At 44.8% G+C, this 25,370-nt stretch carries 26 protein-coding genes; 1 reads left to right on the forward strand and 25 read right to left on the reverse strand.

What is annotated here, in order from left to right:
- The 8 genes from M989_RS23330 to M989_RS23365 form a co-directional block, all read right to left on the reverse strand.
- A partial coding sequence (locus M989_RS23330; protein WP_064549212.1) for a DUF3150 domain-containing protein occupies positions 1-1,012 on the reverse strand: 1,012 nt, incomplete at its 3' end.
- A 59-nt stretch (positions 1,013-1,071) separates the two neighbouring features.
- Positions 1,072-2,151: an AAA family ATPase gene (locus M989_RS23335; protein WP_020996201.1), complete on the reverse strand. Its 1,080-nt coding sequence runs from the start codon at positions 2,149-2,151 to the stop codon at positions 1,072-1,074.
- Between the two features lie 57 nt (positions 2,152-2,208).
- Positions 2,209-2,586, reverse strand: coding sequence for a hypothetical protein (locus M989_RS23340; protein ID WP_008786632.1), 378 nt, complete (start codon positions 2,584-2,586; stop codon positions 2,209-2,211).
- 371 nt (positions 2,587-2,957) lie between these two features.
- The gene (locus M989_RS23345; RefSeq protein WP_008786633.1) at positions 2,958-4,067 is read right to left on the reverse strand and encodes a lambda-exonuclease family protein; all 1,110 of its coding nucleotides are present in this window, start codon (positions 4,065-4,067) and stop codon (positions 2,958-2,960) included.
- A gap of 57 nt (positions 4,068-4,124) precedes the next feature.
- Complete coding sequence (locus M989_RS23350; RefSeq protein ID WP_020996200.1) at positions 4,125-5,681, reverse strand: recombinase RecT; 1,557 nt, start codon at positions 5,679-5,681, stop codon at positions 4,125-4,127.
- Between the two features lie 74 nt (positions 5,682-5,755).
- Entirely contained in the window at positions 5,756-6,520 is a 765-nt protein-coding gene (locus tag M989_RS25750) for a single stranded DNA-binding domain-containing protein (RefSeq protein ID WP_008786635.1), read from the reverse strand.
- A gap of 367 nt (positions 6,521-6,887) precedes the next feature.
- A complete protein-coding gene (locus tag M989_RS23360) occupies positions 6,888-7,388 on the reverse strand; it encodes a hypothetical protein (protein WP_020996199.1) in 501 nt (166 codons plus the stop codon).
- Positions 7,389-7,450: 62 nt separating this feature from the next.
- The gene (locus tag M989_RS23365) at positions 7,451-8,062 is read right to left on the reverse strand and encodes a hypothetical protein (RefSeq protein WP_008786636.1); all 612 of its coding nucleotides are present in this window, start codon (positions 8,060-8,062) and stop codon (positions 7,451-7,453) included.
- Positions 8,063-8,500: 438 nt separating this feature from the next.
- Here M989_RS23365 and M989_RS23370 point away from each other — a divergent pair, with 438 nt between their 5' ends.
- Entirely contained in the window at positions 8,501-9,247 is a 747-nt protein-coding gene (locus tag M989_RS23370) for an AcaB family transcriptional regulator (protein ID WP_008786637.1), read from the forward strand.
- Between the two features lie 48 nt (positions 9,248-9,295).
- Here M989_RS23370 and M989_RS23375 read toward each other — a convergent pair whose 3' ends face one another.
- The 17 genes from M989_RS23375 to M989_RS23450 all read right to left on the reverse strand — a co-directional run.
- A complete protein-coding gene (locus M989_RS23375; protein ID WP_020996198.1) occupies positions 9,296-10,363 on the reverse strand; it encodes a TraU family protein in 1,068 nt (355 codons plus the stop codon).
- Positions 10,360-11,673 carry a TrbC family F-type conjugative pilus assembly protein gene (locus tag M989_RS23380; protein WP_008786639.1) on the reverse strand — a complete coding sequence of 438 codons (1,314 nt, stop codon included), beginning with the start codon at positions 11,671-11,673 and terminating at the stop codon, positions 10,360-10,362. Before M989_RS23380 ends, M989_RS23375 begins: the two co-directional genes overlap by 4 nt.
- Positions 11,667-12,191, reverse strand: coding sequence for a signal peptidase I (gene lepB / locus M989_RS23385; RefSeq protein WP_008786640.1), 525 nt, complete (start codon positions 12,189-12,191; stop codon positions 11,667-11,669). The genes M989_RS23380 and lepB overlap by 7 nt, the downstream gene beginning before the upstream one ends.
- A 13-nt stretch (positions 12,192-12,204) precedes the next feature.
- On the reverse strand, positions 12,205-12,474 hold the full coding sequence (locus tag M989_RS23390) for a hypothetical protein (RefSeq protein ID WP_008786641.1): 270 nt from the start codon (positions 12,472-12,474) through the stop codon (positions 12,205-12,207).
- On the reverse strand, positions 12,471-14,957 hold the full coding sequence (gene traC, locus M989_RS23395; protein WP_008786642.1) for a type IV secretion system protein TraC: 2,487 nt from the start codon (positions 14,955-14,957) through the stop codon (positions 12,471-12,473). The genes M989_RS23390 and traC overlap by 4 nt, the downstream gene beginning before the upstream one ends.
- Before the next feature lie 27 nt (positions 14,958-14,984).
- Positions 14,985-15,749, reverse strand: coding sequence for a DsbC family protein (locus M989_RS23400; RefSeq protein ID WP_020996197.1), 765 nt, complete (start codon positions 15,747-15,749; stop codon positions 14,985-14,987).
- 184 nt (positions 15,750-15,933) lie between these two features.
- Positions 15,934-17,535: a YadA-like family protein gene (locus tag M989_RS23405; RefSeq protein ID WP_047747659.1), complete on the reverse strand. Its 1,602-nt coding sequence runs from the start codon at positions 17,533-17,535 to the stop codon at positions 15,934-15,936.
- A gap of 97 nt (positions 17,536-17,632) precedes the next feature.
- Positions 17,633-18,199 carry a type IV conjugative transfer system lipoprotein TraV gene (traV, locus tag M989_RS23410; RefSeq protein ID WP_008786645.1) on the reverse strand — a complete coding sequence of 189 codons (567 nt, stop codon included), beginning with the start codon at positions 18,197-18,199 and terminating at the stop codon, positions 17,633-17,635.
- Positions 18,196-19,593 carry a TraB/VirB10 family protein gene (locus M989_RS23415; protein WP_008786646.1) on the reverse strand — a complete coding sequence of 466 codons (1,398 nt, stop codon included), beginning with the start codon at positions 19,591-19,593 and terminating at the stop codon, positions 18,196-18,198. Before M989_RS23415 ends, traV begins: the two co-directional genes overlap by 4 nt.
- Before the next feature lie 4 nt (positions 19,594-19,597).
- A complete protein-coding gene (locus tag M989_RS23420; RefSeq protein WP_020996196.1) occupies positions 19,598-20,713 on the reverse strand; it encodes a TraK domain-containing protein in 1,116 nt (371 codons plus the stop codon).
- Positions 20,714-20,873: 160 nt separating this feature from the next.
- The gene (locus M989_RS23425; protein ID WP_008786648.1) at positions 20,874-21,500 is read right to left on the reverse strand and encodes a TraE/TraK family type IV conjugative transfer system protein; all 627 of its coding nucleotides are present in this window, start codon (positions 21,498-21,500) and stop codon (positions 20,874-20,876) included.
- Positions 21,497-21,781, reverse strand: coding sequence for a type IV conjugative transfer system protein TraL (traL, locus tag M989_RS25060; RefSeq protein WP_008786649.1), 285 nt, complete (start codon positions 21,779-21,781; stop codon positions 21,497-21,499). Before traL ends, M989_RS23425 begins: the two co-directional genes overlap by 4 nt.
- A 49-nt stretch (positions 21,782-21,830) precedes the next feature.
- Positions 21,831-22,649: a DsbA family protein gene (locus tag M989_RS23430; protein WP_008786650.1), complete on the reverse strand. Its 819-nt coding sequence runs from the start codon at positions 22,647-22,649 to the stop codon at positions 21,831-21,833.
- Positions 22,646-22,939 (reverse strand): hypothetical protein, encoded by a 294-nt coding sequence (locus M989_RS23435; RefSeq protein ID WP_008786651.1) that lies wholly within the window; start codon positions 22,937-22,939, stop codon positions 22,646-22,648. The genes M989_RS23430 and M989_RS23435 overlap by 4 nt, the downstream gene beginning before the upstream one ends.
- Before the next feature lie 84 nt (positions 22,940-23,023).
- On the reverse strand, positions 23,024-23,674 hold the full coding sequence (locus tag M989_RS23440; protein ID WP_008786652.1) for an IncC plasmid conjugative DNA transfer DtrJ family protein: 651 nt from the start codon (positions 23,672-23,674) through the stop codon (positions 23,024-23,026).
- Positions 23,659-24,045, reverse strand: a complete 387-nt coding sequence (locus M989_RS23445) for a hypothetical protein (protein WP_064549214.1) — start codon at positions 24,043-24,045, stop codon at positions 23,659-23,661. Before M989_RS23445 ends, M989_RS23440 begins: the two co-directional genes overlap by 16 nt.
- Before the next feature lie 8 nt (positions 24,046-24,053).
- Positions 24,054-25,370: TraM recognition domain-containing protein (locus M989_RS23450; RefSeq protein WP_064549216.1), on the reverse strand; the 1,317-nt coding region annotated here is incomplete at its 5' end.

Here is a 25,370-nt window from a genome sequence, read left to right on the forward strand (position 1 = left end):
TTTGCAATCCGACCGGATCTTCCACTACCACAGCAGATGCAAATGCATCTGTATGCAGAGGAGGTATCGTTTCCGCCTGAACCTGAGTTGCCGACATGGCCGCTAAAGTAATGGCATCATCATCTTCAATAAGGTTCATTGAAAGTGATGGGTCAATTGCATCGTTACCATCTGTAGTACTGGCGGATGACAGCAGTTCCACAAACTGTTTTGCATGAATTGGGTCGCGTAAGTTATTGAGGAGAGAGAGAATGTCGTTATAAGGTTTGCCCGTCACTTTACCGGTTAGCGGAATGTCTTTCATTACCTGATTAACATAGTCGCTAAGAGACTGGACGCTGGGTGCGATGAAAGCCAGGGACGCGAGTTTATCGCCGCAGCGGCGTAAAGGATTTAGTGTGTGCTGAGAAAACGCATCAGGGTTCCTGTTTTTAAGGAATCCTTCCACAACATCAGCCACATCCTCATAAACTTCATCCGCTAAACTTTTAACTTGCCCAGTTAAACCATCCTGAATGACACTGTTGCCATAAGGAGTGATGTGAATCGCAGTAAAGCCAAATTGTATCTGGCTATCCATATAAGACAAATCGATAGCAGCATCACGCAAAAGTATAGAGCGATACTTTTCTTCAAAAGAGTTAATCCAGCTATTAAAATCAGCTTTCATAAATTCCTTTTTGTAATCGTAAAACTCGCCCTTAAGTACATTCAGTTTACCAATTAAATCATTAACCTTGTCGGCTGGAATTGCATAGCCGCCCATAAATTTAATACCCGCTTCGAGACAAAAAGCGTGAGCTGAATTCTTTTTGCGGGTAAATGGATTGATGAGTTGTGGGTCAATGATTTTCTTGCTGCCTAATGAAACGAGCACATCAGGTGGCAAATCAGCACTGTTACCAAGATCTTCTCTTTTCAGCTTACGACGACCACTAATACTGGTGATATCAGAAAGAGAAACGAGAATAAGTTGTTCCAGAACCTGAGTGGCATTGGATTTGATAGTCATGACATACCTCATTAATTTAAAATTGATTTAAAAAGAATTAAAAAACCCCAAGCGGGGCTTTATTTAAGTGCTTCAGAACCGAATACAGCTTCAACGATGAGATGCAAAGATTTTTTATCATCTGCTGATGCACGATTACCAATCTGATAATCGAAAGCTGTTAATAATGCACGTGGCATCTTTGCAGCTTTCATCATTGAGTAGCGGTCAAGCCAGGCCACCAGCGAACGAGTTGAACACGTTACTGATAAACGAGTGTCGGGAAGAACACCGTCCGGGAGTTTTGCACTGTTAGTATTGACACTAGTGTCAATTTCACCGGTGATATTCTTGCCTACAAAAAGACCGCGAATCATATTCGCAACGTCAACAAATTTCTCCGCGACTTTGGTGTCGGGGATATATTTGGTAATCAATTTAGTCTCGGTCTCTTTTGGCATATAGTCAGCAGTGATAAACATATAGCGGTCAAGGTTGGCCACATTTAATGTTTTCACACCGCCATAAACGCCAGTAAAATCGCCCTGACCAATCGAGTTAGCCGTTGCAACAAATCTGAAGTTCGGGTGCTGTTTAATTACCTCGTTGGTTTCAGGAATAACTAAATTCCCTCCTTCGAGGATGGCGTTAAAGGCATTGGCACAGGATGGGTCTAATTGATCGTACTCATCGAGTAGGAAAATCAGTCCATACTTGTACGCCAGCGTCAGTGGGCCATGAACAAAAACAGTCTTGGTATCACCGGTCAGTTCATTACACTGAAGCCGGAGACCGCCAATGAGATTGTTAATATCCAGGTCTTGTGAAGCTGTAGTTTTCATGACAGGCCAGTTAAGTCTTGCTGCTACTTGTTCGACAACACTGGTTTTGCCACAACCTGTTGGGCCAGAGATCCACAGAGACTGATTTTGTGGATAGTTAATCCACATCAGTACAGATGAACGCAAATACGCTTCAAAAACATAGTCGTCATTCTGTTTAGGCACGAATGCACTAAATGGATTGGCTGAGTCAAATCCCTGGAACGGTTTCACTTTATCCATCTGATGTTCTGGTACAACAATACCAAATACAGAAGGGTGGACAGGTGTAGAGCGCGCCATGATTTCAACAGACAGGTTTGCGAAATTAGTAGTCATGATATACCTCATTAAATTAGATAGATTTAAGAATTAAAAAAATTAAGAAGAATGATGCTATGCAGCAATATCAGCACGTACTAAATCAACATGCTTATAATTGCGGCTTACACTGCCACTGTTATCAACACTGGTTACCTTTGGGGCATACGTTACATAAGAGACGATGCCACGGGCACTCAATGCAGAGACCAGAACGGGCATAAAAAAGGTTTTGGCATAAACAAGTACGCCGTCAGCCTTATATTTATTGCAGAGAGATGTAGCGATTTCAGCGAATTCTTTAGCCTTATCGGTCATAACATCTTCTGAAGGACAGGTATTAAAGGTCAACAGTTCACGTAATGCGTGTGATACTTGCTGATCAACATCAATAACGCCCATTTCCCGTTGTTCCGGGGATGCAAGATATGCAGTCATATTTACAAGAAACATGATCAGACTCCTCATTTAAAAAGATTAGTGAATTAGATGAATTAAGCCTTACATGAAGGCTGAAGTTAGGTACTAGTTTCAGTTTGGGAGTGACTGAGGCACTTGTTGTTGTCTACGTGACAACGAAACACCTTTTTCGACGGACAAAAAAGCCTGCCGCTTATGTGAGCCGCAGGCTATCGAATTTGTTTAGGCGAGAAAAATCCTTGTGAATACCAGGAGGTATTCAGGAGTGGCTTGAGCGCCGAATTTAGAAGGTGTTTAAAGGCAGTTGCCTGAAGTTAAGCGGACTAAGCCGCTATTTAAAGATAATAAAGGATGTGTAATTGGTCAAGCAAAAAAAAAGCCCAGTTTTAAACTGGGCTCAATAATTAAAAAACAACGAATTGTTGGGCTGAGTCTGTCTCTTCTGCACCAGGTGATACCAGTACGGAATTGTCATCCAAAGGAATGTAGACAGTATCAGTCAGAGTTGATTTATATTCATAGGTACTTAGTGAATTTCGTACCGATGACTGACCGTAACATTCTGGATGATGTTTCGGGTCAATAGATAATTTATCGCAGATTCGTTTGTAGCTCGGTTTTTCCGGTACGCGAGACTGAAGAAAACGAAAGCCAAAGCCATCGATTCTAACAAGCTCGTTATAGGAAAAGCCAACAGAAACACCAAGACCCTGGATCAATAAATTGACCGAGTTCTGGTATTCTTCGAACTGCTTTTTCTTTAAAGCTAACTCTTTCTCCATCTGCTGCAATGTTCCAACTTGTCTGGCTATGTCTACCACACGAGCTTCCAGGTCGTCTGGAAGCTTAAAGCCTTGTGTATGAGACATGATTACAGGATCAGAGATAAGTAAAATATCTTTTTCCTTATCAAACGGCATAGCTGTTTTTGTCTGTACCCTATTCCAGAAATATTCGCAGGCAACCTGGACGCGATAAAACGCTTTCTCCGAAGGCATAATTTTAAAGACCTTGGTCTGGTCAGTTGCTGACCAGAACACAAGATATGCCTGGGGTGCGCCTGTTGTCAGCAACTGGTGCTGAACTTGCCAGTAGTAATAACGAAATTCTGGCGATTTGGTTTCAAGCTGAAGAATAGAAAGATGTTTGCTCTCGCAAAGATTCTTTATCTCAAGGATTGAACCATCGTCAAATTGACCATCCAGTGAAGCAATCATGTAAGGATACTTTTTGTTCCTTACACAGAAAGGCAGGGCGATTTGTCCTATCTCTTTTTCGCAGTAACTTCTGGCAAGTGCTTCAAGCTTTTTACCAGCATCAACCTGTTTAATGACAGAAAGGTCTTCTGCCTGAATCAGGCCAGCGTATTGCAAATAGAGTTCGTAGGGCGTTTTAGTTGCACCTGGCTCCTCTAACAGAATTGGGGAGCATGTTGCAGTCACACCGGTTTTACGCCATTCGAGCCAGTCCTTTGAACCCTGCACAACATCAACGACTTCATAAATGTCAGACATAATGATCACCTTAAGATAAATTTAGAAAGTTAGACCGGCAGTTTCCTGCCGGATAAGTTAAGCGGCCTGAAGATCTTCAATAAGACCTTCTACCATTTCTTTTAGAGGGGGGAATGTCACATTGCTGAGAGCGGCATGAAGCCTGGTAAAATCAGAGGTATTAACAGCCTCAAGATATAACTGGTGTATTTCCACTGATTCGGCCTGGACTTCACCAACCCATTTGGCCGCGTCGGTTTTAAACTCACCCTTACCCATTTTTTCGATGAAGTTAAGGACTTGAGTAAAATCGAAGCTACCTACTGCGTTAATTAAATGATTTTTGAGAAGTGCCCTTCGGGATTTTTCTAAAGATAAGCGAGCGAACGCCAGCTCACTTTCATTCAGATCGAAACTGCTTTTTGCATCGGTTAAAATAGTTTCGTATCCAAGCGTTTTTTCTGCCCGGCTTACTAACTTTTTAATTCTGCGTTCAACCCATTTTCTAACCCCGGGATGTTCAGACATTTCTTCATTGGACTGCCCATTGGTTTCTGCGGGTGGGGGGAGAATATCATCAGCCGCACCGTTTACTTCGGCTGGAGGAGTATTTCCCTCAGCCGTATCGTTAACATCGGTTGGTGTATTGCTCTTGATGTCCTGCTGCTCGGCTGAATTAGGTTCTTCAGCGAGCTTATTGAACTCGCCTTCAATAACTTTACCATCAGCCTTTTCAGTTTGGATAGTGGTATCCGTATTACCAGCCGTCCTGGCTTCTTGTCTAATCTCCATTTCAGCTTCAGCAGCTGCGACGGGTATTGTTGCTGTACGGAAACCTTCACCACCAGCAGTGTTCAGATATTCAATCATCGAACTCAGGCGAGTACGGTTACCGGGAATTAAGTGTATGGTCTGCTTAATAGCAGACTTGAGCACCATCTTCCACGGGAACTGAGTCCACGGAGAATACTGCCGTTTCTCCACTTTTGCCCAAGATTCGGATTTCGCCCGAGATTGAGCTAAATCCTGAAGGTCAATGAAAAATACCAGATGACGTCCATCCTTCATTAAATAGTCGACATAAGCCCCCCTGAACATGCCCCGATCTCCTAAATCACCCTGATCGGTGTTTGTGAGAACGAGTCCCCCTTTATAAGCAAAGGGGTCAAATTCGTGGTCTGGGCTGGAGCGACGACCATTGGTTTTAAATGAGTCCTTATCAAAAACTAATTCAGCCACAATGTCTTCGCATAAACCTTCATCGGTGGCCATCCTGCTGAGCCCAATATAGGACACGTCGAGAATGACACGACCATCGCGTGGAACCAGGTAAGCCTGCTTCTGCGCCGGGTCAAGAGTGAGGCCGCTACTTGCGAGCTGAAGGAATGCAGTTTCGAAGGACTTTGGATTATTAACTGCTATGTCAGCCAGGAAGTTATTATTGTTGACAATATGTTTTGCAAATACGCATTCACGTTCGAATGAGATATGCGGAGCACTGGAACCTGCGGATGCGAACATCTTATCCAGCGACAACATATGTCGTGCAATACTGTCCATCTTTACGACAATATCGGAGTTGCCTTTATTGTTGTTAGAAGAGGAACCTGAGCTACGTGATTTATTTGAGTACATATATACCTCATTAAATTAAATATATTAAAAAATTAAAAAGAAGAAGGTTGCTGATAAATCAGCAACCAGTCATATCAACCGCGAACTGATGAATATGCGTTGGTTAATGTTTCCGGCCCGGTAGAGCTTAATTGTTCATTAAGTTTCATACGGGCTGCAATAACGGCTGCTGTCGAATTATCGGCTGGCAGAGTTGTCCAGGCTTGCATGTTGACTGGGCGCTTAGAGGTAGCCACTTGCGGACGTGATGTCTGCACGGCTCTATTCTTAGCGTCCAACTTCTGCGAAGTGTCTGGCTTCTTCTTTTCTGACTGTTTATTGTTGTCTGGTAATACAGACTCATTTCCAGGGTGAAGCTGTTTTTGCTCGGCATAGACTGTTCTCCATTTTTCAGAAGCAGTTCTTACCTCTTCATCAGACATTTTCTGCCACTTCATATCGTCCTTTAGTTTTTGCGCTACTTCAGGGGATAACGTAGTGACGGTTGATGTCGATGTTGCCTTTACAGTTTCATTTGCACGGGTATCAATTGATTGGCCAGTCTGAATGATTCGAGCCATGAAAACATGAAACTCAGTCCTCATTTGGTCAATACCATTTTTTGTATAACGGAATGATCGAGCTAATGCCTCGATATACAGTTCGGTATTCATTTGAATATTGTCACGTAGAAAATCCGCGACTTTACCAAATGCTTTTATCGAATAGAACTCGGTCTGGGACTTGCCGCTGATGGACATGTCACAGCGTAAACGAAAATAAATATACGAATCTGAATTATCAGATGCGGGCATATACTTAGGTTCTATCGCAACAATACCCTTTGCTCTGGATTGCATAGTTTATACCTCATAAATTTTTAAATTAAGAAAGTTAGAATAATTTAGTGCTATAGGCACAAGAATTAGAAAGATTGATGAAGCATCCAGTTAGAGTGCTGGACTCACTGTATCCTCAACAAGAGGAAAAACACCTTTTTCGACGGCGCAGAAAACACGATGCATGATGCACCGTGTGTCGAATTCTATGGGCGTAGGGAAGCCGTGCGAATGAACATATTCATTCAGGGATGGCGCGTTGCCGAAATAAAGAGTGTTAAAAGAAGTTAAGCGGTATGTCCGCGATATAAGATTATGATACGACGTTGGGTTGGTCAATCCAGAAAAGAAAAAAACCCAGCTTTCGCTGGGTTTTTGTTGGGAGGTATTAGCATAACAAGCGTTCCAGACGCTTCCATGTTTGGATTGCCATGTCGGTTGATGCATCTGATATCTCTTTATAGAGATTGGTATTTCGCCGTTCATAATAACCTGGATAGATGAGCCTATGCAGGCAATCATCTAACCTTGAAAGATCTCCAAAGTCCTGAGCGCCTACATTGATTTTTGCCCTGATTGCCAGTATATCTCCCTCTATTTTCATGAGCTCAATGAGCTCATGCATTTCGAAGAAAATATTAGACTGATAACGACCAGCATGTTCTTCGCATTCGATGCTATCGCATACGTCACATACTTCAGCGTTACAGGAATGATAACCGCAGTGATTACACGTATAAGAGAATCGCTGGTTTATCGCTCCTGCAACACAGTCTTCATAAATCCGATGTCGGCAGTCATTCCCACAATTTTCGCACTCTGCAATCATTGTGTAATCATCCAGTTCCATACCACCCGGCTCAATGCTACTACCATAGACAATTGTCATAATATACCTCATATATTTAAAAGATTAAAAAGTTAAGGCTTATAGCCTGAGTTAAGAATATTTTAGCTTTCGGCGAGTACTTGCATAACCCAAATGCCGCGACGTTTTTCGCTCAAAAGATTACGATACCCTGTAACCTTACCGCCTTCGTCAAAAACTTGTGCTTTGTCGGTTCTCACTTCAGACTCTTTCCAGACTGAAACGATATCCCCAACTTGTGCCCCACAAGTCGCAACAGCACTTTTGAGCCCAATTGCCCAAATTTCATGGTCTTTCCCACCACTACGAATTGTGACTAAATACGTTTTATCGTTATTAGGATCGTGTTTCCAGTTTTCGAGACCGTGGTAAACAAGTTTTCCTTCATAACGATGGTTCGTATATTTGGCTTTGTCATTATTTGCCCCACCCTGAGAAGAACCTTCAACAATGTTTCCATTAGTTGATTCATTAGATTTTTTCCCAGACTTGGTAAAGAATGAATTATAAATAACCAGTAAAGCAACCACCACACACACAGTCGCAGTAACAAAACCGAGACCAGTGAATAGTAAACCGCGTTCCGTTATAAAAATTGCCAGCCAGATTGGGCCAAGGAATCTGATATATTCAGCACGGTAATACACAGCACCAAAAAATACGATACCTGCCATTAATGAGATTGGGTCAGACATAGATCACCTATAAATTTAGAATGCGAAAATTTAGCCACCTAAAAGGTAAACTAAACGGATGTACACAAGAATGCACACCTGTTGATTTCGCTGGAGTTAAAAGGATTAACAATTTTTTTTGTTTGGGATTGAGAACCAAAATACCCGTTTGGGTAAGCAAAGAGACATGTCAGGTTTAACCTAAACACATCAGAGATGCTCGGGCCTGTAGGAGGCGTAGTTAACCCGGGAGGAGGTCATCCGGTGGGCGCTGGTAGAGCGCGAAATTAACTAGGAAGTTGTGCTGATGTCCGTCAGCTCGGTTCTTATTCATTTAAGCATAATTGTTTATTTTTTCAAGTCAGTTTTTCATGGTCATATTGCAGCCATTTTTCAATGACAACTATCCTGAGTTTTGGCCTAATCAATTGGCATACAAATTAACTCCGAGGTTCTGTTATGGCTAAAGCACCGGTACAAACCGTAAAACAAGCTAAAAAGAGTGGGGCTCAGGATAACCGAACCCCTAACACCCGTGTCGAATATTCCAATCCTGAAGCTGTCGTGAAATTTACTCTTCACACACAGGAAGGTATTCGTGTCCAGTCCCGAAATTTTAACATTATCTCCCAGGCGCTCTTCAATCTGACCAATAACAGCCGAGCCCTTGAACGGCTTGGCGCTAAATACAGTGGTGCAATTGAACGTACACTGAAGGCAGTTAACGAAGTAATCGACATGCCTGAGAAAGAACTGGAAAATAACATTGCTATTCTGAACCGTGCGGTAAAAGAAGAAGAAGAACGCAGCAGCCTCAATGAAGTCGGGTACACCCATCCAAAAGAACATGAGGTTCGCATCAGAACGCCGCAAGCAATGCGGGTTATCCGCATTATTCAGAACTTTGATAAATTGCACCAGATCATCGATACCCTCTGGTTAAATAACTGTTTTAATCAGGATGAGGTCGAAGAGTTTAAGTCTCGTCTTCATAATCTCATTCGTGATCTGGCTGCATCACTCAAACGTCACGCGCAGGCATCTGCTGATGAGCTTAATCAGGCCAATGGCCGGGCCGCTGAAAAAGAATTGGCTGGAAGCACTGAGACAGAACCTACCCAGGTAGACCAGGATACACCGGTGTTGCAGGATGCCAGTAATGAAGCGAATGATGATCAGAATGAGGCCATTAAACGGCAGGCTTAATTCAACGAAAAACAAAAATTAAAAACCCTGCATCGCAGGGTTTTTTTATTACATTGTGCGGCAACAATCTACCCACTGGAAAATCATGTAGGTACTGTCCTGGCCTTTACCGGTTGGATAGCGGAAAGGCCCACCTTGCCATTGGTATGGGGACTCACCGACCTCATGACTGTTTTTTGTCTCCGGGGTAGGGTAGAACATATTCAATTTGTACTGCTGCTTTGGCAACGTTGGGTAAATCTTGGAGCGACAAACAGTATCGTTTCCCATCGAACGGTAGGCCAGTCCGCGCCGATGTTCTGCGGCCAGCATACGGATCCCGACCAGGCTGGTTGTTCTGGGGGCATCCATACTCCGTACCGAACCAGTTAAAGGATACTGCCCACCCCAGGAACCGGCACACCACCAAAGTGAGTCTATAGGCTGTTTACCTGCAAATTGCGCAGCTGCTTCACCGGCGCAAGCCTGCATTGCTATCACGTTAGCCACAGCTGCTGATTCCGGGTTCTGGAAGAATGCCAGCATCGTATTATTCCAGGTCGGGTCAATCTCCGTGAAATTAATGATGTCAAAATCGCTGTATGGGTCGGCATTGCACTGGCCGGGTAGATACATATCAAGCATTCTTAATAACGGCATCGCATACATATGAGCATTGTAGAAACTGATCGAGAAACGCTCCCGTTGTTCCTCGGCTGCACCATCGGTCTGCGGGCCAAACTGCAAATCATTACCAAGGTCGAGGGTTACCCCCCCAAGCGATGACATACACCCGGGTGTTCTCGTTAACTCAATGAGCTTTCGCGGTTCCCACATCGCGGTCAATACACCCGGGTGATAGACGTTAAGCCCGTCCTTACAGGCACATACTGTCCCTGATGCTGCATTGTCAGGTGCAGTGCCAGTCATCGACAGATTAATACCGGCAAGCTTTATCGGGAAAATACAGTTCCAGCAAACATCGGTAATGAGTTTCGCTGATAAGACCTGGTTATCATGACAGACCTTGTTCTGTACGGGTGATGAAACGTCAGCGGCCAAAACCGGGAAAGTAAAAGCCAGACATGCGAGCACCAGGGTCTTGGGTGATTTCAGAACTGAGAGTATTTTTTTCATTTCAGCTCCTCAAAATCTTTGCGCGAGTATTCATCATTAATGAATCGCTTACTGTCGGCTGTCACAATGCTGGGCACGTTTATCAAACCATAACGTTCGGCCATGCCTGGCTGAATCATGTATAGCCTTGCGAAATCACCGTATTCTTTCTTGGTGTCACGGAAGGTCTGCCAGCCATCACCATACACGTTTGTCGTGACCAGTATTGGCGTGAGGGAGGCAGGTGTATGTTCAAACTGATACCTGGCGAACTGGCGTTGCCATTCTTCACGTGCATCGAAAAAGATTAGCTTGATGGTAAATGGCATCACAGTTAGCGGGTTAAATCGCCCCCGTTTCGCAACGATATCACCGTTAGGTGAAGTAATGTTTTGAGGGATAATGACCGTCGGATCGATGGTTCTGGTAGTTCGCTTTGTCGCTTCCGGGAATTCCTGGAAAACCTGGCGGGGCCAGTAGTTATCAATGGCCTTTTTCTTCATGCCATCAAAATCGAGTTTCGCGACACTTTCCTGTAATTCATCAATAAGGTTCTTCTCCACGACCCCAACTGCGGGCCCGGCCACACCAAGGTCGCCGGTCTTGTCTTTCAGGTACGCGATGTCATAGATGCCTGTCACCCTGGCCACCAGCTCACCATCTTTTTCATGGATAATGGTTGGTACAGAGCTGACGTTGTAGTTTTTGAATACAGTTGGATCAAGGTTTACGGCAAGAGATGACTTGGAGTCGAAGGAAAGTCTCTGCCAGTGAGTCAGTTCATCAAGCAGGTTCTTTTTATCTTTCGCCCCCTGGACAACCAGCGCGATATCCGTGCGTCCATCATATAACTTGAGAATGTCGGTGATTTCAGCATCGCTTAGAGACGCGGAGACGAGAATATAAATAAAATCACCGACTGGCTTATTTTGTTTCTCGTTAGTCATATCAGACTTTGCTAGCGCACCTCTTACTGCATCATCGACTAGTTCATCTGTATTTTTATACTCGGGCATTTCACCCATCATTTTTCGATTATCTTTAACCGTGTCAGTAGCCTGGTCGGTAGCGACATTTTGATTATCACGAGCCGCTTTGATGAGACTGTCAATATCTTTCAATTCAGTAGCAGATAATTGACGCTTAGCTTTTTGAATGTCGGTGACCGAATAGTTATTAGCCGGTCTGGTCGGAATGTTATCTAAGTTGGCTAACGGCCTTGACGGTAGATCACTTAAATCAATACCAGAGCTTTCGGCCCAGGTTGGGGTGCAAACAACAGCGGTTACAAATGGCAGTATTGAAAGACGAAAAGGTGTTTTTTTTACCATAATGGATACGCTCGGCCTATAATTTGCGACTCGTCTAATGATCCCCAGTATCGGGAATCAAAACTGTATCTGGTGCGCCCCATCATCCACAGGCGACCATTCGGTACGACTCCACTACGCGTGAGCTCCTGTTCGGTGTGGCCAGACTCTGCTGCTAATGCCAGTCCCTCGCCGACCATAGAGCCGTTAATTGCAGTCTCTTCGGGATCAACGGATACTTTGTCTCCCGCAATGCCATCAACTATTTTCAGTCCTTTGCCATAAGGTTGCATTAGCTCAGAATGAAAGGCGTAAATTTTCCCCTTGACGATAGATTTGTCCATTTTATCGACGAGATATATTCGGTACGGAGGAAGACATTGGTTATTTTGTGGATCGATACCAATCTCGTACCGGTTAAGCACGTATAGCGTCAGCGGTGCGGTTAAGAAAATAACAACAATGCTGAAAACAATATGTTGCCTCCAGCTTCGCTTTTTACGAAATATTAAGCTCCATACCGATTTGGGTGTGTTCATTCGTCCACCACTATTACTGAGTACTGATGGTCTGAGGGATCTGGAGCCCTGTTGGGTAGCTATAAAGTGCTGAGGCATTGAGCACAAGATATCCCGCCTTTGAAAGCTTCTCAGCGCGAGCTAACACCAACCTTGACTGGGCTTCACCTAACGGGTGACCTTTATCATCCATAAAGTTGATGACTGCTACATAGTCATAGGGCGAGGCTGGTGGGAATAACCGCCCAAAAAGGGCGGCTCCGATGAAACCAAACAGCAGGGCGATTGCAGCGGTTTTAATCATGCGGCTAACCCCCGCTCAACCAGGATTTCGTTGATAGCCTCTTCGGTATTAATCCCCCGGGACTTTCTGTCCTTTATCGCGGCAACGTCTTTCGGGTCAGTCGAATAGAGCAGTAAGCTGAACGGGTCAACCACAAGCCTGCAAATACCCTGGCCTGCTTTCGATATGACAAAGATTTCAGAATAAACACCTTTCGTGGAACGGACAGTTTTAAGGAACCGATAACCGGCCTCGTCCAGCGCCAGACGTTTATTAGCTTCGGCTTCGTTAACTGCGGATTCACTTTGCCCCAGCAAGAGCATAAAGGCTGAGTTATCTGCGATCGATTTCCCGATACTATCTTTGTAAATATCGTTGATAGACTGGGTGATGGTAATTGCAGCTCCATTATATTTACGGAACCGACGATAGCCCTTCTCGATGAATGCCCCGATATTTCCTGATAACAACGCCCAGGCCTCATCGATGATGACCAGCTTCATCTGGCTACGGTCGCCCATGAACATGTCCTGCTGGATTTGATAAATCAGCTGAAGGAGGACAACCTGTTTAAGGTGTTCTGAACTTTCAAGTCGGGAAAGCTCAAGTACAGTGAACGGGTTTTTGAAGTCGATATTGTTCTTACCAACAAAGTATTTCCCGTACTGGCCCGCACTCGTGAACGGATAGAGCTGATGGCCAATTCGTTTAATGTCTGGATCTTCATCATGTAGCAGTGAATCAGCAACCATATCAACGGTGGTCTCTTTCTTGTGTACACGGACAAGATCAGCTACGTGTTGTTTAAGTCGAGACTCTTCGAATGAATTCAGACCTTCTTTAGGCGCGGCCATCACCGATAACAATCCAATGATCAGATCTTCTTCACCACCACTGGAGTCATCATCTTCAGACTCGCCGAAATAGTCTTCGATCAGTTCGAAGAAGTTAAGGCATGGCCTGGTTTTGGGATTGAAGTCGAGATAATCGCCCTGGTAGGTCTCACAGATGTTTTTGTACGAGTCACCTACATCAATACACCATACTTTAGCCCCGAGGCTTCTGTAGGCGGTGATAATGTAGTTTGTCAGGAATGACTTACCAGACCCTGATTCAGCTGCGATACAGGCGTTATAGTTAGTATCAGAATCAAACAAGTCCAGTGATTGGATCTGGCCAGAGCGGGATGTCAGCATTAAGGCGGGTTTGTCCGTACCTTGCCAGTCAGCATAGAGAGGCGAAAGTACCATCGCTTCACTGAGTGCCATTGTACGATATCGGCCAATGGACTTTTCTGCTGATGCTTCGTTAAACATTGGCAGAGCAGACAGGAAAATTGGCGCAACATAGTAGGTATCTGGGATCATCTTAAACTGATAGGTGTTCAGATAACTAGCTGCTTCCTGAGCAGCGCGTAACACACCATCTTTTGAGTTCGAGAAAATTGATACCGTAAATTTGGCTTTGCAAATTGGGTCGTTGTTATCAACTTTCTCGCTCAGAAGATCGAAGCCTTCACGCAAGTTAATCAATGATGGAACCCACTTAATTAATGGGCCACTGGTTTGCTGAACAACCCAGTTACGTTTCGATGTGAACTTAGTTTTTTCACTTTGCTGATCAAAGAAAATCAGGCTCATTGAAATGATGCAGGATGATTTAATGCCGGTGACACCGCTCATCATATCGCCGAGGAAGTATTGCGCTTGCCCGGGAAAGAATCTTTTCGGGAATTTTCGCGCACTCAATGTTTTCACAAACGTTGTCGGTGTAGGTGCTTCCCCTCGAAGCTCGGAATCTGTCGGGTCACCAAAACCGCAATAGTCTTTCTTAATGAAAAACATGCGGTCGTGGTCGACTAACTGTTCTGAAATGTATTTATCTTCTTGTGGCTGCACCGGCGTCCGGTCTCGCCAGGAGGCGCTTTCGCCCTGGTTGCAAATGGAGCTCAATACATCGATGTAACTTTCGCGTGTCAATGCACCGGGACACAAACCGGTGATGCTCAGCGTCGTTTCGAACACATTTCGCAGTTCGTTCACGTGATTGAATTCTTCTTCACGCATTTCATAGTTATATTTGATCGGAATTTTTACTGTAATGAGAAGCACACAATTTCGGACACGAGTGCCGGTTCGCTTCATTGGCGATTCGGTACTTTTTAGAAGGAATTTAGAGCGGTTATAAATTGCGTTACGCAGGATTGCGTCTCGACAATCCATACGCAATACATCCATCCGGTTAATTTTCTGTACGATGTTTGGGCTTGCAACCAGGTCAAACTGAACGATAGTTTTGGCGGGGAAATTGGAAGACAGCAACGTTTGAAGGTTAGTCATCTCCTTGCCGGTTGTCCCGCTTAAGGGACGACATACAAATCCGAAGCCAACATATTTGTTGTCGCACATAAACAAATGATTGGATTCGTCATACGCACGAACAGGACACAAGTCAGAAAAACGTTTCAGGTTCTTGAGTCGCTGAAAAATTAAAGATTCACTCATAATGCCTCCAGGATTCCCAAGAAAGTGTTACTTGTTCTCGATAAAGTTTTTGAGGCCTTGTTTTGGTGAGCCGAGTACGTAGGAGCCGTCATCACGTACAATGAAAGGGATCATGCTGACACCTAGTATCTGAGCCGTAACTTCACGTCGAGCCAGAGCCTGCATATCGCAGTTCTTTACCTGGTCGAATTTCTGAGCGGAATTGCCGCTAATAATTGCGCGGTCTGCGCGGTAGCGGTCGGATGCGCAATACAATTCAATATTTCGCTGCTGGCTTGCCGGGCCCAGAGCTCCGAGCGACAGAACGCTAACGGTGAATTCTTTCGGGTCTAGGTCAGCAAGTGCGGAAAGCGGGGCTGCACAGGCTTCACAACCTGGTGCGGTAAATATCATCACCTTTTTAGGCCCATCGCCCCATACGGCGGGGCGCAAGTCCGCAATATTCAGGTTCAGCTCTTTCATTGGGATGATGCTGGCGTTTTTGGTTATTTCACTCATGGTGGTCAGGGGTTTTTTAGCCCATGTATCATAGAGCGTTCCCTGGATAACAAAGCGGCCATTTGAAGAAAGTAAATTAACTTTCCCATCAATCTCTAATGCGATGATGCCGTTAGTCGGAACGACAAAACGTTTTACTTCCTGCGAATTCTGAGGAATGTTCTTGAACGCTTTTTCATTGAAAATCGTATCGATATTCCCGGTGTTCGTTTTTACTGTATCGGCGAATACAGAAGTTGATGCAGAAAGTGCCACCAAAAGTGCCGCAGTCGCGACATGTTTGATAAAGTTCATAGTAACCGCTCCAAATGAGAGAGGTTTCATTTTCACATATTGATTTATTTTGCCGCAGGAAAAAGGACTGCAAACTGTCCCCAAAAAAAGAGATGTAGTGAAATGTTAATATTGATTTTGATTACTCAATTAATCCAAATAAAAAAGCCACTAAAAAGTGGCTTTTTTTATTCATGCTTTATTATTACTGGAAGCCAACCGCAAATCCTGCACCAGCTCCAACACCACCGGCTGTATCTGCCGACATGCTAAAGCGGACGTTTACTTTTTCGTTGATAGCGTAATTTGCACCGCCCGAAATTGCTCCCTGGTCTCGGTACGCGCCCATTGCCATACCAAAGCCAGAAACGTTATTGAGGAAGGGAATAGACGCGATAGCAATAGCGCTCGCTGAGCCTGCTTTTGCTCTTTTATCATTACGGTCAACCGTCTTTTTAAGGTCAGAGAACTTCTGGTTTGTGTAGCTATTGGCTGAAGCCAGAGTCTGGCGGTCACCGTCAATCCGCGACTGGCGCTCAGTATCGACAAGGATATCAGTTCTGGAGTTGATGACAGCTTCACGGGCATCTGTATGACTGTTTGCACTTAGCAGTGTTTGAGCATCCCCAGTAACCCGGGATGCGCTTTCTGTTGCAATAAGACTATCAGTTCGGGCGTTAATCGACACTTCGCGCTCGTCGGTATAAGTATTAGCATCCGTTGCAGCCTGGTTATTGTCGTTACTGCTACCAGCCCCTGTACCGCTTCCTGTCCCGTTGCCGTCCGTACCGTTATTGTCATTTCCTCCGGTAATAGGTGGCGTTGTGTTAGAACCAGATCCAATGGATGAGAGGTACGAACTGATAGCACTATCGGTGTATGCCTGAAGCGAACTAACCGAATTCATGAGCTGGCCATAGTTCACAGCATCATACCGGCTGGAACCATCTGCTACATTAGTCAGCGTTCTTTGTACCGTTGATGATCCAAACGATACTGTATCTGCGCTATTGGAGATCGAACCGTAACCAATGGCAATACCACCATTGGAAGCCGATGCGTAATTACCAATAACGATTGCGTTATCATCGGAAACAGTATTGTAGTTACCCAGTACGATTGATTCATCTGAATCAGTAATGGTATTAATCGTCCCGATTGTGATGTTGCCGAATTTAAAAGGCACGGAGGGGTCACCAAATGGAGACGCTGTAATATTGTTAAGTGAACCTATTGTCAAAGCATAGGAACCACCACTCAATGTGTTGAATGTGCCGATTATTGAACCTGCATAATTAGTAACAGTGTTTCTTGAACCGAGAATTGCGCCCATACCTACAGTATCCAGATCGTTATAACTACCCATGACCTGTATTGCACTTCCTTTTATCTTGTTGCTATACCCCATTATATCAACGTTAATGCCATAAACGTCATTAGCACTGCCGAAAATATTTAATCCTTGTAAATATGTACCAGTATTGTAATTACCATATACGTTAAAACTGTTTGCATAACTAGACCAACTCAAGCTTGGATCATATGTGTAGTCAAGTTTATTATTATTACCAGTTATAACGTAGTTTGATAGACCAGTTATAATGTTATAACTACCATTAACGCTTGACGGCCCATCAGGTACTTCGCATTTGTCAGAATGTGTACATTGAGATAGTCCAGTAACACTATTCTCATCACCAATTACAGTAACTTTGTCAATTTGGTGTTCATCAATTGTGTTATCTGCATAGGCAGCGGCACAATGAAGTGCCAGAACAATAGCAATATATAATGACTTTTGTTTCATGTGCTTTACCTTTATCAGTGATGGGTATTAAAAAGACGACCAAGGAATACAGCACATAAAAAAAAGTAGTACCGGTTATACCGGTACTACCGGTCAATTATTTAATGTAACTCCCTTTCTGAGGTGGTTGCGATGTCTCACCCTGGGATTGCGCTGGTACAGCGGCAACCGGTGCAGACATCGGTCTGATAACAGCAGTTGACGTGGCACTATTTCTTGCACCTACCTCCCAACGACGCGGCTCAATCTCGGTATAGACGTAGCCAGGGACGTTAAGGTCACCATCTGCGGTCTCATAGGGGTCAACCAGCACCCGCATGACGATAGATTGTGTTCGGATGGGTTGAGGATCAGCAGCGGTAGCAGGCACAGGGACGTATCGACCACCATCGGCAGTATTCCGTCCACCGTTCTCAGCTGTAGTGCGAAGCCGCTTAACCTCCACAGGCTTTCCCGAAAGTTGGTTTTCAGATGCGGTGTCAATCTGCTCCTGATAATCATCTCCATCGGTCAGGGCATACACATCTCGGACATTCATACATGTGACCGAATTGGGCATTCCCTTGCATCCATATTCATCGTTCTGGCCCAGTAGTGAGCAACCCGACATCGCAAAACCGGCACTAACTAAAAACAATGCCGATACAATTTTCTTCGTCATCATTTCTTGCCCCCAACGGTTTGAGTTTTTGAAGTAACACGTGTGAATTTCAGCATGACCCCTTTTTGCACAATAAAATCAACACTACGGCCTGGATCAATTTCAATTACAGGGAAAAGGTCACCGGCCATTTGCATATAGAAATCGGCAAGGCGATTCAATGCGCCACCTACGCCAGAAACAGCTGCGCCCTGGAGTGCGTCAGAGCTCATAACCTGCTGGTATGGAGTGGAATCGCTGCTATCTCCATCGCGTTTAATACTGATTGTAGGAATGCTCTGGACATTAAAGAGCTGAGACGCTGCCTGTAGGAAGCCTGCGGTCAGGGCTCGCGCCAGGTATTGCCCTTGTTTGGTAACCAATCGACCACGAACGCCTGATTTACCATCTTCACCAACAGCGTATGCTACGAGTGGGGCTTCAAAAACCGCACCGTCATCCCGAATGCACGTAATGACTTCCGACCTGAAATAAGCTCTTTCGGAAGACAAATCACCGAACCCAGCTGCAAGCATTCCGCATTCGCGTATATCTGCCCGGAAACGGTTTGGAAGAATTGCATCCTTTTTCACCCTGGCCAGTGCCGGGTAAGGGTCTTTTCGTGCATCACGAGATGTTGGAGCATCCATCCCCGCAATCAAAACAGTACTTATGATCGACGTTGCAGGAAGGTAGGTCTGGTTCTCGGGGTTATCATCTTCGTCAGCAACGGGGGCGGCTTCAATATCTTCCTGTACAGTGATAATTTCAGGAGTTATCTGGCTTGGAACTGCTTTGCCATCCTTCCCTTTCTGCTGTCGCTGGTTTGCTGCGGGTTCCGGTACGACTGGGGGAGCCGCATCTTCGTATACGCGCTGTAATGTTTTCCCGTTATTGAAACTTCCTGAGTTTCTGGGCGTAACGGAAGGGGCTGATATCTCTTCAGGTTTATATAGAGTTGGGACGTTACGTTGGCCGTTTCCAGCCAGTGGTGTCGCTCCGCGTGGCTGTTGTGAGTAAGGCACAGGGTTAGAGACGGTATCAACGCGTTTCTTAATAGCGGCAACCTCAGCGCCTGATTTTTTCTGGCCGTTCTCCAGATTGCTAAGTCGCTGAGCTGTCTGGTCAGCACCATATTTTTCGGTTAACGCTTTAATCAGTTGGCCTTGATCTTTAATTGTCTTGTCGAGTGCGCGAATTCGCGCCGCAATAGCATTCTGGCTAACCCCATTGGTATCACCGTCGGTAAGGACGCTGGCAATCACTTTTTCTTGTGGCGCACGGCTTCGGGGGCCAGCTGAGTCAGGGATAACCAAGAGCAAAAAAAGTATGGCGAAAGTCGTTACGCCAGCCCATATAACCCATTTTTTATGCTTTGCTGAAATTGAGGCCCATTTCTCTTTTAAAGGGATAAGCATGATTTTACTCCGCGAGTTTAGGGCGCATGGAATCGTTAGCTTGTTCGTTTGGCTGGATGTTGCGGATAACGAAGTAAGCTTCAGTTCGCTGGCCAGGCTGGAGAGTGTTACGACTCCATAATGCTCTTGCTGCAAGCTGAGGGTGGGTGCAGAGTGATTCATCAACCATTACCGTTGATGAACCAGTGTTTTGTGCAACCCCGATGATGACACTGAATTGACTACCCTGAAGATACTGGCCATTACCGAAGGAGTAACGAATCTGATCCTGGTCAGTGCCCGTGCGGAAATTACAGTTTGGGATCCCAACCCCTGAAGATAGATTGCCCAGCGAGTAGCCAGGGGGGATGTCGCCAAGCGCGATAGTTCGCATTATGTTTCGAATGGTCTCGATGTAGTTATCTTTCTGTTCCCATCGTTTGGCTTTAACTTCACTTCCACCAAAGCTGTTATATCCAGCAGGAATGACCCCAGATGCACCGGTGGAATTCAGCTTGCGCGAAAGCATAAGGGAGGCCTGAACAGGCGCAATTTTCTGGGGCACTAACGATACGGAAATCGCAACGCTTTCGTCACCTTTCTCGCTGATATAAAGACTTGCCGGGTTACTGTCAGCAGTTGACACGTAGAGGGCATTATCTTTGACGGTTACGGTCACACCCTCCTGTTTTACCTTCTGAACAACAGGATGTTCGAATGGCGTAACGAGTCGGTTGATCTGGTTAATAGAGATCGGCACGAGGGTATTAACGCCCGGTGTAACGATGTACTCCAACCGAGATGGGATGACCTCTTTAGTCAGTGGAACCGGGCTGGCAATGGCGGCTGGAACTGGTTGAATATTACGGCCATCAATAGCCGGTTCATCACCACCCGCGTTTGTGCCATTTGCTGGTGGCGTGTAGTTGTCAGGGTAAGGGCGTGTTGCCGTACTGAGCATTGCCTGGGTCGTGGACGCTGGTCGAGAGGCGAGCTTCGCAGTAACTTTTGGTTGTGCCTGAGCATCAGGCTGTTCAAACACCATCCCTTGATCAACCGACATTTCCCCCGCAGTTACATGGGCAGCAAATGTGGATGACACGAAAAGCATCAGGATAATTGTGCGTTTACTATTCAACATTTAGCCCCCCGATAAGTGGCAACGCTACGTTCATTTTTAAATTGGCTATTACCAATCAGAAAAATCATTTCGGCACATCCGTTTTGTTTACTGATTGCTGGTTTATAAAAAACTCCGGTTACAGATTTATATCCCCGGTAATACAACTGACGAAATTTTGTTAGGATGTTCTTGCAGCCGAAGATTTCTGGCTTTGACCTTTGTGTTTGTCTTGTTCACTTGGCAGCAGCGGTTTACCACTCTTTATCTCAATGAAGGTAATAATGGGCCGGTAGCCTTTTACGTTAACAGTAATCTCGTAATAGACCGGTGTGGTCGATGGTTTGCCGGTGATACCTTCGAGAGTCTGGTTACCGGTGACATAAAAAGTACCAACTGCTAACGGGTCGGTGATAACCCCGACCGGATTGAAAGAAAGTGAGATGCGGTCGCGTTTAATTTGGTCAATCTGGTCGTCCATTGCTTTCATGACTTTGGTGTAAATTGATGCGTCAAGAAAGGGGCCGATAGAGTTTTTGAGTAGATCTAAAGTAGTAGGGTTAGCATTACCGAAACTGTCAGCAATATATAACGCCCAGGCCTTCATGTAAGAGCTGCTGGCTGCTTTCTCATCCAGCCATGCTGTTTCTGTAAGGTTTGGCGGAATAATGGTGATGGGTTGTGTTTTGGCCAGCAGGGCGTAACCAAGTACAAGGTTCGCCAAAATCATCGAGGCAGCGATTAACTTGAAACTCTTGTTTTCTAACTGAAGTCCAACTAATCCTTTTTTGAAATTATGGATATTCATACAATAAACTCCCGGTCGAAGGATTCAGGTACAAAAGTGCCACCACCGAATGTGACTCCGAATTTCCAGTAACATAGGTGCATAAAATATTTCTCAGAGGCTCGCGACAGAAAACCACCGTATACACGTGAAACAACTACACCCAGAATTATCATCGGTAATAATCGTCCAGTGATAATTCCAACCGCGAGTGCTACGAAAAATGGCATAGCTTCATCGACAGACCAGAAAAATAACTTTGGTGGTTCGTCAATCGAGTGAGAAATATAAACTGGTTCCATGATGACCTCTCATATGAATTTTTTCAGATTAATTGACGACAAAATGCGGCTATTTCTGACCAGAGCCAGCAAGCTGAGCCATCATCTGCATAAGACCAGCGCCATCAACTGCGCCCTGAACAATGGCCGATTTATCTCCATATACAACAATGTTTGTAGGGGTCTTTTGGATACCAAGCTGACCGGCTTCATGAACGTCGTCGGCTATCTTGCTCGACGGCCTGGCAGCATTGATACATTCAAGTAAGCGGTTCGCATCTAAACCAGCTTCGCGGGCGATTTGGTCAAGAGGTGCGCTAAGACCGTGGCCGTCAGATTGGCTGTAGCGGAACAATGCTTTTGATAACTGGAAGAAAGATGGATTTCCACCTTGCTCAACAGCGCACTCCGCAGCTAAAGCCTCAGTTCGGGAAGCCTGCCCGTGAACAGGAACATGTTTGAAGACCATCGCAATATTCCCTTGCGATGAATCCACGAGATCCATAACGATAGGGAAATGTTGTTTGCAGTAGGGACATTCAAAGTCGGAATACTCAATGATATAGAACTGAGCATCCGGGTTTCCGTAAATACGTTCATTGTCTGTTGAGGGTGCATAGGCGGTATCGGGTTTATTGCCAGTCCGGTAACCAACATTAGCTTGTTTCTGGGATTCAGGCTTAAGTCCTGCCGCATTCATGTATTTTGCAAATGCATCCAGTAGCTCGCTTTTGTTGTTGACTACGGGTTGGTGGGTCTCTGCAACAATCGCCAGATCATTCAGGAGTTGTGACTGTTGGTTAATTTGGTAGGTAAAGTACGCCGCAGTGGTTGCCATAATAATGAGCGGAAGACCAAATATAAGAGAGTTAAAAATGTTCTTTTTCATTTGTAGCCTCTTGATTGCTGCAATTGTTCCGGCGTATAGATTTCGTTTGGCTTTTTGACTTCGACCTGAGACGCCTCAGCTGCTTTCTGCTTTTTAAGATATGGCAGTATGATTTCAGCCATGTCTTTGTTCAGGACATCCCGTGACTGGGGGTAGGTAGCAACCGTTATCTTCTGATTGAGGATACGGATTTTTTCTGGGACATCAGAAATTAGTAAATAGCTAATCATCCCTACGGTAAACGTCAGGCAGAGCAGGGCAGAAAGAATAAATGGTTTTGAATTAGTCATGCGTCACCTCGCACAGCTAATTTAACAAACAAGAAATATTGAGGATAAAGAAAAGCACCGCAAATTGAGGTGCTTTTCTGAAGGTTAAATGCGTTTTGGTAGGTTTGAAATAAGTAGAGATGAACCAATCGGAATCATCACAATCATTATGAGTGCTCCGATCATTGGAGGCACAGGTAACGGTATAAAAAGCGATAAAAGAACGCTATAAACACCCCAGCCAATCAATACCATGCTACGACGGTTAAGAAACGGGCTGGCATATCCAAAGTTATATCTTTTTGCCATCCACCGCATTATGCCTGCGAACAAAGATGGCATGATAACAACGGTCATGTACGGCAACCAGTACATGTCCAGTGTTAAACGATACATAATCATGTAAAGCCAATAATTCAGGTTTTCGGCAATATTCTGGAAAAGGCCAATAAAGTACTTCAGAGGCCCGCCGTGGTTAGCCATGTCGCTTGGGGGAAGCTGGTAAAAATCCTTTAGAGCTTTGTCAATCCCCGTATTTACAAATGATTCCGTATAATTGTCCCGCGCCTTTTGCAAAACCATAATGAAATCCTTTTCGCCGATCATCTTGTGGCCCCAGGCTATTTCCTTAAGTGCATTAGACTTGAAATACTCAACAGGGAAGAAGACAGAGATAAAGAGCAGTATCGCCGAGCTCCAGATGATCAGCGTCTTTATAGTCTTTGGCCACTTCTCTTCATTCAGCTTGTCAGACATTCGACCTCCCCAATCCTGGCCTTCCTCCCTGCCTGGATCATTAGTTCGTGAGTAAGCTTCCTCGGTAGGTTTATCCGTGAAGTAATTTCGTGCAGATTTAAAGCAAATTGAAGTTCACGGCTGACGAATAAGCCGAGCTCAATGATATAGATAGCAAGACGTTCCCAGTCATTTAGCTCCTCATCGATGTCCTGATGATAAGCCTTGATGGCTGAGCTCACGGCTGCACCAACACGCTCTTCATGCGCTAGCGTTTTCAACAGAGCCAACATTCGCACAGTGATGCCATCAACACATGGCCAGATCATGGTTAGCCCGTCATATGAGGCGAGATCATCTTTACGCTTTAATAGATTTTTGGTTTTAATCATAAAGACCCCTATGCGCTAATACGTGATGTTTCACCACGAACTTTCTGTTTTCGTTCGTAGATAGAAAGGAACTTTTTAGCCAATTTCCTGATACTAATTAGCTCTGAATCGTTCTTTGGCATTAAAATGATAGGTACTTTACCTTTAACAATTTTGTTTGCTTGATTAATAGCCATAAATTCTAGGTTTGGTAGCCAACCTAGCAATTGGGACTGGAATAGCTCGCCTTCTTCCTCCATCAAACGCTCCCCGACACTACCGGTAATCTGCTCAGGATCAGCGCCCGCGCTAGAACCATGACCACGCATAATGTATTTAAATTTAGTCGGGGGGACGCGCTTCATAATTGCTTCTTGGGCATCAGGGTCTGGTGTACGCAGCGCCGTAAAGTGGTTGGTATTGGTAACAACCTGCTTCATTTTGGCTTCTGAACCGAGGCGGGCTTCGAAGTCAGATGTTGATTGCGATGAAATAAATAACCGGAAACCAGCACCACGGGTTTTATTCAACATTTTAATGACCTGGTCGTTGATTACCTCTGCTGCTTCATCTATCAGTACCATAACTGAAGCCAAGTCCTGGCCACCAGGTTTCAAAAAGTTGTATACCGTAGAACTGACCGATGTGATATCGGAAAGGAAAATCGAACCCACAGCTGAACCCGTTTCTGCATCTGCAAGTGAATTCAACCCTAAATACAACATACCCCCGGTAGTGATGATATCCTGAATGTTAGAAATTGGACGCATGTCATTCAGTTCGTCTTCATCATTACTGTCAGGGGATAATAGTTCTGACATAAAGCCCTGGGTTAACTGGCTGAGTATAGGCATTACGTTCAAAATCATTTTCTGGAAGTGTTCGCGCTGATGGCCGAACATATCAATCCCCGCCTCAATAGAAGTATCACCTTTCCCTTTATTACCCTTAATATCATTACGATAAATATCAGCACAAATCTCAGCAATTTCTTTCGGGCCTTTAATTTTAGATGAGTATCGTTCAATCTTCGCCTGCAAGATGATGTCAAAATCCGATTCACCTAATGTCTTGTGCCCGAACTTAGTGATTGCCAGAATCAATAGCGATGCTAACGAAGAGATATCAGCGCTTAGTTGTGATTTGATATTACGGAGTGTTGGTTTGATTTCACAAATCTTCATCAACTCAACAACAGTAGTCAATGACATAATACCAAACGATACAAACGGGTCACTCGTACTGTCTGCTCGTTGAATAACCGATGTGATCCTGTTGGCAACTTCACCGGCCTGCGTGTAGTTAGTAATAGGAGAAATTCGAGCTGACTTCTCAGGATGAGCTAA

Origin of the sequence: Kluyvera georgiana ATCC 51603 (genome assembly GCF_001654985.1) — a bacterium.
Lineage (GTDB): Bacteria > Pseudomonadota > Gammaproteobacteria > Enterobacterales > Enterobacteriaceae > Kluyvera > Kluyvera georgiana.

Excerpts from the sequence above, each read along its gene's own strand:
- M989_RS23340 (WP_008786632.1), bottom strand. The coding sequence starts at position 2,586 with ATGTTTCTTGTAAATATGACTGCATATCTTGCATCCCCGGAACAACGG.
- M989_RS23435 (WP_008786651.1), bottom strand. The coding sequence starts at position 22,939 with ATGACTAATTCAAAACCATTTATTCTTTCTGCCCTGCTCTGCCTGACG.
- M989_RS23360 (WP_020996199.1), bottom strand. The coding sequence starts at position 7,388 with ATGACAATTGTCTATGGTAGTAGCATTGAGCCGGGTGGTATGGAACTG.
- M989_RS23445 (WP_064549214.1), bottom strand. The coding sequence starts at position 24,045 with ATGATTAAAACCAAAAATCTATTAAAGCGTAAAGATGATCTCGCCTCA.
- M989_RS23415 (WP_008786646.1), bottom strand. The coding sequence starts at position 19,593 with ATGCTTATCCCTTTAAAAGAGAAATGGGCCTCAATTTCAGCAAAGCAT.
- M989_RS23405 (WP_047747659.1), bottom strand. The coding sequence starts at position 17,535 with ATGAAACAAAAGTCATTATATATTGCTATTGTTCTGGCACTTCATTGT.
- M989_RS23335 (WP_020996201.1), bottom strand. The coding sequence starts at position 2,151 with ATGACTACTAATTTCGCAAACCTGTCTGTTGAAATCATGGCGCGCTCT.
- M989_RS23425 (WP_008786648.1), bottom strand. The coding sequence starts at position 21,500 with ATGAATATCCATAATTTCAAAAAAGGATTAGTTGGACTTCAGTTAGAA.
- M989_RS23390 (WP_008786641.1), bottom strand. The coding sequence starts at position 12,474 with ATGATTAAAACCGCTGCAATCGCCCTGCTGTTTGGTTTCATCGGAGCC.
- M989_RS23380 (WP_008786639.1), bottom strand. The coding sequence starts at position 11,673 with ATGGTAAAAAAAACACCTTTTCGTCTTTCAATACTGCCATTTGTAACC.
- M989_RS23375 (WP_020996198.1), bottom strand. The coding sequence starts at position 10,363 with ATGAAAAAAATACTCTCAGTTCTGAAATCACCCAAGACCCTGGTGCTC.
- M989_RS23345 (WP_008786633.1), bottom strand. The coding sequence starts at position 4,067 with ATGTCTGACATTTATGAAGTCGTTGATGTTGTGCAGGGTTCAAAGGAC.
- lepB (WP_008786640.1), bottom strand. The coding sequence starts at position 12,191 with ATGAACACACCCAAATCGGTATGGAGCTTAATATTTCGTAAAAAGCGA.
- M989_RS25750 (WP_008786635.1), bottom strand. The coding sequence starts at position 6,520 with ATGCAATCCAGAGCAAAGGGTATTGTTGCGATAGAACCTAAGTATATG.
- M989_RS23370 (WP_008786637.1), top strand. The coding sequence starts at position 8,501 with ATGGCTAAAGCACCGGTACAAACCGTAAAACAAGCTAAAAAGAGTGGG.
- traL (WP_008786649.1), bottom strand. The coding sequence starts at position 21,781 with ATGGAACCAGTTTATATTTCTCACTCGATTGACGAACCACCAAAGTTA.
- M989_RS23400 (WP_020996197.1), bottom strand. The coding sequence starts at position 15,749 with ATGAACTTTATCAAACATGTCGCGACTGCGGCACTTTTGGTGGCACTT.
- M989_RS23365 (WP_008786636.1), bottom strand. The coding sequence starts at position 8,062 with ATGTCTGACCCAATCTCATTAATGGCAGGTATCGTATTTTTTGGTGCT.
- M989_RS23430 (WP_008786650.1), bottom strand. The coding sequence starts at position 22,649 with ATGAAAAAGAACATTTTTAACTCTCTTATATTTGGTCTTCCGCTCATT.
- traV (WP_008786645.1), bottom strand. The coding sequence starts at position 18,199 with ATGATGACGAAGAAAATTGTATCGGCATTGTTTTTAGTTAGTGCCGGT.
- M989_RS23420 (WP_020996196.1), bottom strand. The coding sequence starts at position 20,713 with ATGTTGAATAGTAAACGCACAATTATCCTGATGCTTTTCGTGTCATCC.
- M989_RS23350 (WP_020996200.1), bottom strand. The coding sequence starts at position 5,681 with ATGTACTCAAATAAATCACGTAGCTCAGGTTCCTCTTCTAACAACAAT.
- M989_RS23440 (WP_008786652.1), bottom strand. The coding sequence starts at position 23,674 with ATGTCTGACAAGCTGAATGAAGAGAAGTGGCCAAAGACTATAAAGACG.
- traC (WP_008786642.1), bottom strand. The coding sequence starts at position 14,957 with ATGAGTGAATCTTTAATTTTTCAGCGACTCAAGAACCTGAAACGTTTT.